Here is a 12427-nt window from a genome sequence, read left to right as displayed (position 1 = left end):
CGTCGCCTCGTGTCGTGATGGTCGAGCCCGGGGCGGCCTCAGCCGGCCAGGCCCCACTCGGCCAGGTTCCAGAACGGGCCCTCGACGGGGTTGATCTGCAGGGGGCCTGCGACCTTGTCGCTCCACAGGAGCACGTTCGGCACGGCATCCAGCGGCAGCGACGGCACGTTCTCGGCGATCAGCGCGTCGGCCTCGTGCGACACGTCGATGCGGGCATCCGTGTCGATCTCGCTGTCGACCTGACCGAGCAGATCATCGAGACCGGGGATGTCGGTGCGGTAGAAGTTGATGCCGGAGAAACCGTTCGCCTCGCTCGGGATGTTGACCGACGAGAACGTCGACGAGAGCGTGGGGTCCGGGAACGTGTCGACCAGGGCCCAGATCCCCGCCTGGAAGTCGCCTTCCGGTGCGATGGTGCCGAACAGATCGGCCGGGGTGACCTGATCGATCGTCATCTCGAATCCGGCATCCGCCAGCTGTGACTGCAGCACCTGCACGGTGAGGTCACGGCGCTTGTTGCCGGCCAGGGTCTTGATCGAGAACGTCGCCGTCTCGCCGCCCTTCGCCCACACGTCGTCCGAGTTCTTCTTCCAGCCGTCGCCCTTCATGAGCTCGTCGACCTTGTCGAGATCGAGCGTGTACTGCGAGAAGTCGTCAGAGGCGAACGGGGCGACCATGGGCGAGTTGAAGCTCTGCTGCGCCTTGTCGATGCCGAGGCTGCCGAACAGCCGCTTCACGATCGCGTCGCGATCGATCGAGTACGCGAGCGCCTGACGTACGGCGACCGAGTCGAAGGGGGCCGCGGCGTTGTTGAGCCAGATCGCCTCGAGGTTGCCGCTGCGGGCGTCGACCTGCGACTGGATGCCGGGCAGACCCGCCTCGATCTGGGTGAGGGCGTCGAGCTGCGGCGAGGGGTAGAGCGCGCTGACCTGGCCGCTCTTGAGCGCCTGGAACGCCGCGGTCGTGTCGGGCAGGAACAGGAAGGTGACCTTGTCGAGGTGCGGCTTCTCGCCCCAGTAGTTCTCGTTCGGAACGAGCGTGACCGAGGTGCCGCGGGTCCACTTCTCGATCTTCCACGGGCCGCCGCTGAAGTCGTAGCCGTCGGTCATGAGCGCGCTGCGGTCCTGCCCGTCGAGCAGGTGGGCGGGCATCAGGCCGTAGACGCTGAACAGCGTGCGCCATCCCGCATAGGCGGAGTCGAGCGTGACCACCGCGGTCTTCGGGTCGGTCGCGTCGATCGCCGAGATGCGGTCGTATCCGGTCTTGTCGAAGATGTCGTCGCCGTCGCGGATCTGCAGTGCCGTGTATTCGAAGTCGGCGGAGGTGATCGGCTCGCCGTCGGACCACACCGCGTCGGGGTTGATCGAGTACGTGATCGTCTGCGTGCCGTCGTCGGCGACCTCGGCGACGGGCTCTCCGGCGACGAGGTCGGAGGGCACAGGCACCCACTCCTTGTCGACCTGACGCGTCTGGAAGACGCTGGGCAGGGTGGGCGTCTGCATGATGTAGCTGCCCCAGATGGAACCGGCGCAGGTGGCGATCCAGTCGGTGCAGTCGGGCTCCTGCTCGGCGCCGATCACGAGTTCGCCGCCGTCGGCCACTGCGACGTCGCTGGGCTCGGGGGTCGTGGGCGAGGAGGTGCAGGCGGCGAGCGAGCCGACCAGCACGACGGTGGTGAGAACGGCGAGGATGCCGCGTCGGGAAGCGGGTACGACGGTGCGATGCAGTGATTTCGACATGGACGGATCTCCAGTGAGCGTGCGACGAAGGAACAGTGCAGGAGGTGCTGTGGTGCGGGTAGTGGTCTGACTCTAGGACGGAGAGACAGAGATAGCAAGCACTTTAGTCAATGTTCGTGACTAGGGATGAGATGGGCGCCGTCCCAGCGCTGTCCGGCGAGCGCACGGAGCGCGAGTTCGTGCATGCGGCGCTGGTCGTGCACGGCCCCGGCGAGCCCGGTCGGCTCGTGGCCGCCCTCGAAGATGTCGAGCACGACATCGCCGCCGTCGGCGGACAGCTCGTCGACGTAGCGCTGCACCCCGACGATCGGCGTGCGGGTGTCGACCGACCCCTGGTTGATCCACACCGAGGCGCGCACGTCGGCCAGATAGGTGATCGCCGAGAATCGTTGGACCATCTCGGGCGGTACCCACGAGCTCCAGACGCTGCGCACCGCCGGGTTCATGGAGGCGATGGCTGCCGACCACTCGGCGACCGCGACATGGGCGAGCCCGCCGGCGAACAATTCGGGGAGTCGCCCGACGCTCAACAGGGTCATGTGGCCGCCGTAGGAGGCACCAGTGATGAAGGTCGAGGCCGGATCGGCGAGCTCTTGCGTGCGCAGCCAGGCGATCGCGGCATCCACGTCTTCGATCTCGCGGTCGCCGCCCACACCCCAGAATCCCTCGCGGAACGCACGACCGAAAGTGACGGACCCGCGGTAGTTGAGCGAGGAGTAGGCGAAGCCGGCATCGAGCCACGCCTGCGCCGAGGGATCGTAGCGGTCGACGGTGACGAGGTTCGGTCCACCGTGGATCTCGAGCACGGTGCCGCGCACCTCGCCGGCCGGTCGGCCCGACCACAGTTGCACCCGGGTGCCGTCGGCGCTCGTGACCATCGTCGACTCCAGTGGCCGACCCGCGGGGACGGGCGCGGGTTCGATGATTGTCGCCGCGGTCCCGTCGGCGGCGACCTCGACGACGTGCAGCGGCACATGCCAGCTCGACCGCGTCGCGCGGATCGCACCGTCGGGCGCGTAGTACGACGCCCACTGGAACGGGTGCAGGTCGGCGACATCGGGTTCGGCGACGCTTCCACCCTCGACCACGAGGCGCACCGCGGCATCCGCCTCCGTGATCTCGACGAGGCGATGGATGCCGTCATCCACGTGCACCGCGAGGATGCGACCGGATGCCGAGTGCCAATCGACCGGGATGACCTCTCCCGCGAGCGCTGGCAGGTCGAAGTCGACGCGCTCCCCCGTGCGCACGTGCCAGATCGCGGGGCGCGAGAATCCGCTGCGCTCGGTGTTCACCAGCAGCCGGTCGTCGCCGGCCTCCGCAGCGAAGCGCACCGCGCGGATCGGGCCGTCCGGCAGATCGTCGAGCGTGGCCACCGTTGCACCGGTCGCACCATCGACCACGGTGACGAGCGGACGACGGATGCTGGGATTGTGCGCGGTCGTGTCGACCGAGACGAGGGTGCCGTCGGGTGAGATCTGGCCGTACCAGGCCTCGACCGGGTTCGAGTAGACCACGCGCGGCGCACCCCAGGGCGCGGCCGGGATGACCAGCACATGGAAGCCGTCTTCATCGACGACGGTCGCGACGACGGCCGAACCGTCGTACGAGGACTCCAGTCCGCGCAGCACGTAGGGCGCGCGACCCGGCGTGAGGGGGATGCGCTCGGAGCCGTCGACCGCGAGCGCCACGAGTCCACCGACCTCCGAGCCGCCGTCATCGTCGAGATCGACGACATAGCGTCCGTCCGCAGTGAGGATCGCACCGACGCCCACCGGGAAGGGGAGCAGGTCGCCGGGAGCGGCGGGCGCTCGCCAGACGCGGCCGCGCGCACCGTCCGGGTGGTTCTCGACCAGCAGGGCGAGGTCGTCGGCGCCGGGCACCGGCCGCACCGTCAACAGGAACGGCACCGCGAAACGGGCATCCAGCGCCTCATCGGCGGCGACTGCGGGGACGTCGAGCATCTTCGCTCCTTCTCACTCCATGGCCAATGACGTTGACTATAACACTGGCTAGTGCATCGTAGGCGCAGAGCGACCAGAATCACGCCGACCGCGTCACCTCCGCCTCCGAGCCGACTCCTTGTTCCTTGACCGCCGCCAAAAGGCTTGCACCACACAGATCGGAACACACACATGCAGGAAAATGCCCGCACTCCCGGAATCTCGCGCCGAACCGTCGTTCTCGGGGCGGCCTGGTCGGCTCCCGTGGTCGCCGCCGCGATCGCCACCCCTCTCGCCGCTGCCTCGATCGCAACACCGGCAGCGACGTTCTGGGCAACAGGCGCGACAGTCAGCGTCGTCAGCGGCAACGTGACCAATTACACCGTCGAAGGCAGCGACGCGAACGGCGACCTCGCCCTGCTCCCCTCAGGCACTACCGTCATGATCGTCCCCGATCCTGGCGTCACGCTGCAGCTGGTCAACGCGATCGGCATCGTGGTGACGACCAACCCCGACGGCTCGATCACGGCGGTGATCACCGGCAGCGACGTCACCAACATCCGTATCCAGTTCCGCCCTACGGGCCCCTCCGGATCCGGGTACTCGATCACGACGAACATCAACATCGACCCGTTCACCGAGACGATCGACGTGGTCCTGCGCTGACGTCGAGAAAAGACGCGAGCGGTCATCACCGCTCCGCGTCACCTTTCGTCGACCCCGCACTCCTTCGGAGAGGATCGCGGAACACTCCCCCTGTTCTCCGATGCCCGTCAATCGAGAATGCCCTGAAACGATTCCATCGGGAGATGCCAGGGGCGCGAACGCAGGGAGTGCATGGTGAATCAGCAGAAGAATTATCGGAGCCGGGTAGGGCGTTGGGTCGGCGCGAGCGTGCTCGCGCTGGGGATGCTGATCGCGCCGACCGCGGCGTCGGCCGCTGTGGACGCCGGGGACCCGGTCTACGTCGGCAGCAAGCAGGGCTACGGCGGCACGGGCGTGTTCCCGATCTGGAGTGAGACTCCGGCCGTCGGCGACCCCGACTTCTGGGCGTACTGCATCGAGCACGACGTGTCTGCGCGCACGCAGCTCGAGGGCTACGTCGGGAACCTCGACGACTACCTCGGCGACAACTACGTCACCGACCCCGCAGTCCAGGGCAAGGTGCTCTGGGTGCTCGCCCACAGCTATCCGGCGCTGACCCTCGAGGAGTTCGGCGCCGCGGCGGGTGTCCCCGACATCTCGCGGAACGACGCGATCGAGGCGACCCAGTACGCGATCTGGCGCTACACCGACCTCACCTTCGACGCCGCGTGGAACTGGGAGACCCCGGATTCGGAGGCCGCCTACTGGCATCTGGTGAACGGTGCGAACGCGAACGCCGGGATGACACCGGCTGACTTCGAGGTCACCGCGACGATCGACGCGCCCGCCGCCGCGCAGACCGCGGACTCGCTGGTCGGCCCGTTCGTCGTGCACACCAGCCAGCCGACCGTCAGCGTGACCGTCGACCCCACGGTCTCGCTCGTGGATGCGAATGGCGACGCGATCGCCTCGAACGCCGTCGTCGACGGCCAGGAGCTGTACCTCGACCTGCGCGGATCGACCGCCGCGGGTTCGGCAACCGTCTCGGTCACCGCGACGGGATCCAGCGCAACGGGCAAGATCATCTCGGTACCGTCGAGCGCGGCGCCGACGCCCACGGCGGAGAACCACGCGCAGACGATCATCCTGGTCGCGCCGAGCACGGCCACGACCGCCGACGCTGCGACGGTGGAGTGGACAACGACCGCCGTCGCCGCGCCCTCGATCGGCACTTCGTTGGTCGACTCCGCTGACGGCGACCGCATCCTGCCCTGGAACGGCGGCACCGTCATCGACACCGTCGCCTACCAGAACCTCACCCCCGGCACCGAGTACACCCTCACCGGAGAACTGCAGAACAAGGCCGACGGCACCGCCACCGGCATCACCGGAAGCACCACGTTCACCCCGGAAACCGCGAACGGCACCATCGACGTCACCTTCACCATCCCCACCGGATACGCCGGCACGACCCTCGTCGCGTTCGAACGCCTCCACGAAGGAACCGACACCACCGGTGAGTCCGTCGCCGTCCACGAAGACATCGACGACGCCGCCCAGACCGTCACCATCGAACAGGCACCCGCCGCACCGCTCCCCTCGATCGGCACATCGTTGGTCGACTCCGCTGACGGCGACCGCATCCTGCCCTGGAACGGCGGCACCGTCATCGACACCGTCGCCTACCAGAACCTCACCCCCGGCACCGAGTACACCCTCACCGGAGAACTGCAGAACAAGGCCGACGGCACCGCCACCGGCATCACCGGAAGCACCACGTTCACCCCGGAAACCGCGAACGGCACCATCGACGTCACCTTCACCATCCCCACCGGATACGCCGGCACGACCCTCGTCGCGTTCGAACGCCTCCACGAAGGAACCGACACCACCGGTGAACCCGTCGCCGTCCACGAAGACATCGACGACGCCGCACAGACCGTCACCATCGAACAGGCACCCACCACACCGACACCCTCGACCGGGCCGAAGGACGGCTTGGCAACGACGGGTGGCGCCCTTCCCGGTATCGCAGTCGGTGCGGCCGGCACGCTTCTCGCTCTCGGCGTATTGATCCTGTTCGCAGGACGCGCTCGCCGCAGAACTGTCGACGCCGACTGACAGAACGACTCGGGCCCCGTCTCACTGCACAGAGGCGGGGCCCGATCACGCCCCTACTATCGGGGTGCCGCCTCACCCACGAACGAAGGAACCATGACCGATTCACTGCCGCCGCTGCTGGCGGACTTCATCGCTTCCGTGAACGCGCACGACGCTGACGCGTTCATCGCCGCCTTTGCGCCCGACGGCGTCGTCGATGACTGGGGGCGCGAGTTCGTGGGGCCCGAAGCCATCATCCGTTGGAGCGACCGCGAGTTCATCGGTTCCGCCGGGACCCTCCGCGTCATCACCGTCACACGGCAAGGACAGCGGACCGTCGTCGTCGGCGACTGGCGCAGCACGCACGCGAACGGTGTGAGCGCCTTCACGTTCGACGTCGCCGGCGACAGGATCACGAGGATGACGATCCGCGAGGGCTGAGCGGACCATTCCACCGGCCCCGAAGGGAGGTCATTGTCGAACGTCACTTTTTCCGACCGACGTACACCTTCTCTCTGTGATGGATCTTTCTCGGCACGCGACGACGGCACGCACGACGAGGGTCTCCGCAGCCGCATCTGCTCGTCCTCGCTCTTCCGTTCGAACCCTGGTCGTCGAACGATGTGTCTGCACTCGCGGCTCTGCGGGCTGCGGGCATGCGCGTGCTCGCGCTCACGTCGCCGAGCACTCGGACGACAGCGCGTCGAGTCGCGGATGCCGGCACCGAGGGCTTCGTGTCCACCGCCGACGCGGAAGACGACTTCGTCGCGGCCGCCGCGATCGTGCTGAGCGGAGGGACGATCACGACGCCCTCCGCTCACGCCATCATCCATGTCTCGTCTGCGGGTACCCGCCTGAGCGAGCAGGAGGCACGCGTACTCGCGCTTTATGCGAACGGTCTGACCATCAGCCAAGCGGCGGATGCCATGGGCATCCGCCACGACACGGCCCGGAAGTACTTGAATCGCGTGCGAGACAAGTTCACCTCTGCGGGCCGTCCGGCGCGGTCGAAGCTGCAGCTGGCACAGATCGCCTGGGCTGACGGATACGCCGAGCCTCATCGCGAGAAGGACCCGGCGTGATCACCGATGAGAAACCGGCTACGGATCGACCAGCTCGAAGGTCATGCTGTCGGGGCCGCCGCCCCACGGATCGAAGATCACGTCGGGGTCGTAGACGTCCACGGCCGCCTCGAACGCCGGGCCCCAGCATCCGTCGCTGTCGAGCGCCCGCATCGTGAAGTAGTACCAGCCCGCAGCATCCATCAGGAGACGCTTGCGCGTGTACCCGTTCGCGTCGAGGGTGATCGTCGCGGAATGCCCCTCCATCGAGGTGATGAACACCCGGCCGTTCGGCGGACCCGTGACGGCGATGACGACCCCCGTGGTCTGCGCTTCGGCGACCAGCATGTCCTCGAAGCCGGTGAGCTGTTCGAAGCCCTGCACTTGGATCGGGAGCACGGTGAAGGCACCGGACGTGACGACCGATTGCGCGGTCGCGTCGTACGCCCACACCTCGTAGGGATGGGTTCCGGCGTTCGGCTGCAGAGCGCGGGTGTCGAAGCTCCACGTGCCGTCGTCGGCCACCGCCGGTGTGTAGCGCTCGGAACCGAGGGCCACGACGATGCTGTCGCCCGGACTCGTGCGGCCCGCGATCACCGGAGAGAGGTAGCCGGACGACGCGGTAGGACTGGTGACGCCCGGAGACAGCGTCGATCGCGGGTCGATGCCCGGCCCAGGGGCCTCAGGCCCGGCGGGCTGGGGGCGGGTCGGGGCGACGGGCATATCTTGATCGGGATCGTCGGAGAGCCCCGCCGAAGGGATGCTCGGATCGAGGATCCACCGCCCGGTTGTGGGTTGGTCAGGAGGCGAGAGGGGCGGATGCGCGGGGAGCAGATCCGGCCCGGGAAGGCGCGGGGATTCGGGATCGGATACGACGGCTGAGAGCGTGTCGGACGGGATCGAGCCGGCGTCCGCCTGCGATGTCGCGGGCACCGGCCCGATGATGAGCGCCGCCACGATGATGCCTCCGAGGGTCACAGCCCCTAGCCCTCCGGCGAGGAGCCAGCCGGAGACACCCGTCAGCGCTGCGACGGCGACAGTGCCGGACGACAACGCGGAGATCGCCGGGGCCCCGACCCCGGCGGTGCCCAGCAGTACCGCGAGTGTCGTGCCCTGCAGCCGCGAGGCACCGCCGCGTGTGCTCTGCAGCAACTCACGACAGATCGAGCAAGTCGGGAGGTGGTCGGCGACCTCCACGCCGACCGCGAGATTGTTCGGTTCCGTCAGATACTGCGGGATGAGGCGCGCGACATGTGTGGAGTCATCGCGCAGCGCCGCGGGGATCTGGCGGCTCAGCCACTGGAACTTCAATCCCGTGCGTGCACGACGTTGCAGGGCCGACACCGCATTCGGCTTGATCCCGAGCTCTCGGGCGATCGCCGGCCGGTCGACTTCGTCGACCTCGGCAAGCCACAGCACTCGCTGCCAACGCGCCGGCAGAGCCTGGAAGGCCGCGACCACATCAGCCGAGTTCGCCTGCTGCTCGACAGCGCTGAGCCCATCGCGCACGTCGACCTGATCGAGGTCATCACTCGTCAGGACCCGCGAGGCATCCCTTCTCCAGGCGATGGCGGTGTTGCGGATCACGGTCTTGAGGTAGGAACGGAAGGCGAACTGCGGCCCCTTGTCGGTCGTCGTCACCTGCTGATAGATCGCCAGGAACGACTCGGAGACCAGGTCATCCGCGCGCCCGGGAAGAAGACGATAGGCGTAGCGGCGCGCTGCCTCAGAGTGACGGCGCCAGAGAGCCTCGTAGCTTCCTCGGTCGCCGAGTCGAAGCGCGCTCAGCAGCTCCGCATCGCTGCGAGGATCGATCATGTTCCCTCCCCGGAACCACAAATCTCACGTCTGGCGTCAGAATATTGCACCTTGACCCCCAAAAAATCGTTGCATCACCCTTTGGGGGTCAACGACTCCTTCGGTATGAACGCATTTTGTGCGTGCACGACTTCGGAGATGGCGCGTGACGCGCCGACCGGCATCCCGTCGTCGCGGGGTGTCTGCCCTGAACTCCGAAGTCGTGCTCGGATGTGGACGTTGCCTATGCCACTGACAGACTCCGTGACGACGGTGGGGTACCGTGATGTCTGCGCGGCCCGAACCGGTCGCGCAGTGTGAACGGAGTTCTCGATGGCGATACGCAAGGCCGCGGAATCGGTGACGGCGAAGACCCCGGCGAAAGGCTCTGCACGCCCTCGCCGCGCACGCGACTCGCTCAGCCGCGACATCATCGTGGCCGCCGCCGATCGCGTGGTCGAACGCGACGGGCTCGACCGCCTCACGTTCCAATCCATCGGCGAAGAGCTCGGCGCGCATCCGACGTCGATCTACCGCCACTTCCGCGACAAGGACGAACTCCTCCTCGCGCTGATCGACATGCTCCGCACCCGCTCGTACAGCGGCGTCATGGTGGCCACCGACGACTGGCTCGCCGACCTGCGCTCGCAGGCGCATCTGATCCACGACCACTACATGCGCTACCCCGAGCTCGCTCTGCAGCGAGCGCTGCGCCGCCCCACCGACTTCTCCTCGATGGAGTTCTCGATCGGCGCACTGCGCCGCGGCGGCTACGACCGCGAGCAGGCGGCCCTCTACGCCCGCGCGCTCGGCCAGCTGATCCGCTCGGCCTCCAGCATCCAGGCAGCGCTGAGCGTGCTGCCCGCCGAGGTGCAGGATGCCGATGAGCTCACCTGGCAGATGGACTACCGCCGACTCGACCCCGAGAAGTACCCGGAGATCGCCTGGGCCGGTGACGCCCTTCCCGGCATCCGCGATCCCCGCGCCTGGGAGACCGCCCTCGACCTGCTGCTGGAGAGCATCGAGCGGCACGCGCCCGGAGTCTGAGGCGGCGCCCGGCGTCTGAGGCGGCGCCCGGCTCAGGCCGTGAGCTCGTCGAGCATCCCGGTCACCAGGTCGATCCGCTCGATGAGCGAGTCGACCGAGACCCACTCGTGGTCGGCGTGCGCTCCGGCGCCGAGCGGACCGAGGCCGTCGAGGGTGCGGGCGCCCACGGCGGCCGTGAAGTTGCCGTCGGAGGCACCGCCCGCCGACACCGCCTCGACCGAGGGATGACCGAGCCGCGCCGCCACCCGCCGGGCACAGGCGAGGAGCTCGGCGGATGCGCTCTCCTCCATGGGTGGACGATTGATGCCGCCCGTCACCTCGACGCTCACGTCGGGCGTGTGCGGATCGAGGCGCTGCATCGCGGCATCCACGCGTTCGAGCTCGCCGAGCGTCCAGGCGCGCACGTCGACGCGCACCTCGGCATGTTCGGGGATCACGTTCGTCACCGTGCCCGCCGCGGCCACGGTCGGGCTGACCGTGGTGCCGCGTTCCGCATCGGCGAGCGTCGGCAGCGCGAGTACATGGTGGGCGAGCTCGGTGAGCGCGCTGCGCCCTCTCCACGGTTCGAGTCCGGCGTGCGCCGCGCGTCCGGTCATCGCGACGCGGTAGATGCTGCCGCCGCGTCGGGCGATCTTGAGGGCGCCGTCAAGACTCGGCTCGAGCACGAGCACAGCGCCGGCGCGCGCGGCCTCGCGTTCGATCAGTCCACGCGAGGTGAGCGATCCGACCTCTTCGTCGCTCGTGAGCAGCACAGCGACGCGCTCGGGATGCTCGGCGCGGGCGAGGGCCGCGGCCAGGATCACGATGCCGGCCTTCATGTCGAAGACGCCGGGCCCGGTCGCCCTGTCGCCGTCGATCCGGAACGGCCGGTCGACGATCGTGCCCTTCGGGAACACCGTGTCGAGATGCGCGAGCAGTAGCACCGCGGGGTCGTCGCCGCCCGGCCACCGCAGATGCGTGACGCCGTCGACGGTCTCCCGGATGCCGGGCTCGCCCAGTACCGGCTCCAGCCACGAGCGCACGAGCTCCTGTGCGGCGGCGAGGCCGTCGATGTCTCCGGTCGGCGTCTCGATCGACACGAGCCGGTCGAGCCGGTCGACCGCTTCGTCACGTGCGCTCATGCCGCTGCTCCCGTCGTCGCGAAGAATCCCTGAAGAGCTGTAGCCGTGGCATCCGGCGCCTCTTCGGCGAGGTAGTGATCGGCGTCGATCGCCGCTCCGGTGACGCCGGGCGCGTACGGGGCCCAGGTGTCGAGCACCTCGAAGTTGCGGCCGACGTAGCTGTGCGCACCCCACAGGGCGAGCACCGGGCAGTCCACCGTGCGGCCGGCATCGCGGTCGGCGCGGTCGTGATCGAGATCGATCGTGGCTGCCGCACGGTAGTCGGCGCCCGACGCATGCACCGTGTCGAGGTCGAAGCAGCGCAGGTACTCGTCGTAGGCGTCGGGCAGCGCATCGCCCGCGTGCCTGCGTCCTGTGAAGCGACTGCGCAACCAGGTCTCAGGGTCGGCGCCGATCAGCGCCTCCGGCATTCCGTCGTCCCGCGCGAGGAAGAACCAGTGGAAGTAGGCGGATGCCATCGCCCGGTCGACGTGATCGAACATGTGGAGGGTCGGCACGATGTCGAGCACGGCCAGCGACACCACGGCATCCGGATGGTCGAGCGCCATGCGGTGCCCGACCCGGCCTCCCCGGTCATGACCGACGACCGTGAACCGCTCGTGGCCGAGCTGTCGCATGAGAGCCACCTGATCGGCGGCCATGTCGCGCTTGGCGTAGGAGGCCCCGCGCGGTTTGGCGGAGTCACCGTATCCGCGCAGGTCGGTGGTGATCACGGTGCGGTCGACCGACAGCTGCTCGACGACGTCGTTCCACATCGCCTTCGTCTCGGGGTAGCCGTGCAGGAGCAGCACGGCGGGGCCGGATCCGCCGACCTCGGCCGCGATCGCGATGCCGTCGCAGTCCACCGTGATCGGCGTGCGGGGTGTGGTCATCATCGTCCAACTCTCGTGCCCAACGTGCAAGTCAATTGCGTTGACTATATCAATGACCACAGCTTGGGGGTAGTGGGGCGCTCGGGCGCAGGCGGGCGCAGGCGGGCGCATTCTGCCGCTCTGGAGGTGCGGATGCGGCCACATGCGCCCGGCCTCGCGTGG

At 68.3% G+C, this 12427-nt stretch carries 10 protein-coding genes; 5 read left to right on the top strand and 5 right to left on the bottom strand.

Annotated elements, in window-relative coordinates; all coding sequences use genetic code 11:
* Window positions 1-38 precede the first annotated feature (38 nt).
* Complete coding sequence (locus tag P0Y60_02675; GenBank protein ID WEK61686.1) at window positions 39-1739, bottom strand: ABC transporter substrate-binding protein; 1701 nt, start codon at window positions 1737-1739, stop codon at window positions 39-41.
* Window positions 1740-1846: 107 nt separating this feature from the next.
* Window positions 1847-3703, bottom strand: a complete 1857-nt coding sequence (locus tag P0Y60_02670; GenBank protein ID WEK61685.1) for a prolyl oligopeptidase family serine peptidase — start codon at window positions 3701-3703, stop codon at window positions 1847-1849.
* Window positions 3704-3874: 171 nt separating this feature from the next.
* Between P0Y60_02670 and P0Y60_02665 the strand changes: the two genes are divergently transcribed.
* The 4 genes from P0Y60_02665 to P0Y60_02650 all read left to right on the top strand — a co-directional run bounded on the left by P0Y60_02665 (window position 3875) and on the right by P0Y60_02650 (window position 7449).
* On the top strand, window positions 3875-4348 hold the full coding sequence (locus P0Y60_02665; protein WEK61684.1) for a hypothetical protein: 474 nt from the start codon (window positions 3875-3877) through the stop codon (window positions 4346-4348).
* Window positions 4349-4522: 174 nt separating this feature from the next.
* The gene (locus tag P0Y60_02660) at window positions 4523-6388 is read left to right on the top strand and encodes a VaFE repeat-containing surface-anchored protein (protein ID WEK61683.1); all 1866 of its coding nucleotides are present in this window, start codon (window positions 4523-4525) and stop codon (window positions 6386-6388) included.
* Window positions 6389-6481: 93 nt separating this feature from the next.
* Entirely contained in the window at window positions 6482-6808 is a 327-nt protein-coding gene (locus P0Y60_02655; protein WEK61682.1) for a nuclear transport factor 2 family protein, read from the top strand.
* A gap of 182 nt (window positions 6809-6990) precedes the next feature.
* Window positions 6991-7449 carry a LuxR C-terminal-related transcriptional regulator gene (locus tag P0Y60_02650; protein ID WEK61681.1) on the top strand — a complete coding sequence of 153 codons (459 nt, stop codon included), beginning with the start codon at window positions 6991-6993 and terminating at the stop codon, window positions 7447-7449.
* An 18-nt stretch (window positions 7450-7467) separates the two neighbouring features.
* Here P0Y60_02650 and P0Y60_02645 read toward each other — a convergent pair whose 3' ends face one another.
* Entirely contained in the window at window positions 7468-9246 is a 1779-nt protein-coding gene (locus P0Y60_02645; protein WEK61680.1) for a sigma-70 family RNA polymerase sigma factor, read from the bottom strand.
* A gap of 312 nt (window positions 9247-9558) precedes the next feature.
* Here P0Y60_02645 and P0Y60_02640 point away from each other — a divergent pair, with 312 nt between their 5' ends.
* Window positions 9559-10272 carry a helix-turn-helix domain containing protein gene (locus P0Y60_02640; GenBank protein WEK61679.1) on the top strand — a complete coding sequence of 238 codons (714 nt, stop codon included), beginning with the start codon at window positions 9559-9561 and terminating at the stop codon, window positions 10270-10272.
* Window positions 10273-10304: 32 nt separating this feature from the next.
* Here P0Y60_02640 and P0Y60_02635 read toward each other — a convergent pair whose 3' ends face one another.
* Entirely contained in the window at window positions 10305-11393 is a 1089-nt protein-coding gene (locus P0Y60_02635; protein ID WEK61678.1) for a M20 family metallopeptidase, read from the bottom strand.
* Window positions 11390-12268, bottom strand: a complete 879-nt coding sequence (locus P0Y60_02630; GenBank protein ID WEK61677.1) for an alpha/beta hydrolase — start codon at window positions 12266-12268, stop codon at window positions 11390-11392. Before P0Y60_02630 ends, P0Y60_02635 begins: the two co-directional genes overlap by 4 nt.
* Between the last annotated feature and the right edge of the window lie 159 nt (window positions 12269-12427).

This window comes from Candidatus Microbacterium colombiense (genome assembly GCA_029203165.1).
GTDB classification, from domain to species: Bacteria; Actinomycetota; Actinomycetes; order Actinomycetales; family Microbacteriaceae; genus Microbacterium; species Microbacterium colombiense.
This window is presented reverse-complemented; position numbering and strand designations above follow the sequence as displayed.

What these genes read in the sequence shown, in the direction of transcription:
- P0Y60_02675 (WEK61686.1), bottom strand. Translation starts at nt 1,739, where the DNA reads ATGTCGAAATCACTGCATCGCACCGTCGTACCCGCTTCCCGACGCGGC.
- P0Y60_02645 (WEK61680.1), bottom strand. Translation starts at nt 9,246, where the DNA reads ATGATCGATCCTCGCAGCGATGCGGAGCTGCTGAGCGCGCTTCGACTC.
- P0Y60_02640 (WEK61679.1), top strand. Translation starts at nt 9,559, where the DNA reads ATGGCGATACGCAAGGCCGCGGAATCGGTGACGGCGAAGACCCCGGCG.
- P0Y60_02670 (WEK61685.1), bottom strand. Translation starts at nt 3,703, where the DNA reads ATGCTCGACGTCCCCGCAGTCGCCGCCGATGAGGCGCTGGATGCCCGT.
- P0Y60_02665 (WEK61684.1), top strand. Translation starts at nt 3,875, where the DNA reads ATGCAGGAAAATGCCCGCACTCCCGGAATCTCGCGCCGAACCGTCGTT.
- P0Y60_02635 (WEK61678.1), bottom strand. Translation starts at nt 11,393, where the DNA reads ATGAGCGCACGTGACGAAGCGGTCGACCGGCTCGACCGGCTCGTGTCG.
- P0Y60_02630 (WEK61677.1), bottom strand. Translation starts at nt 12,268, where the DNA reads ATGATGACCACACCCCGCACGCCGATCACGGTGGACTGCGACGGCATC.
- P0Y60_02655 (WEK61682.1), top strand. Translation starts at nt 6,482, where the DNA reads ATGACCGATTCACTGCCGCCGCTGCTGGCGGACTTCATCGCTTCCGTG.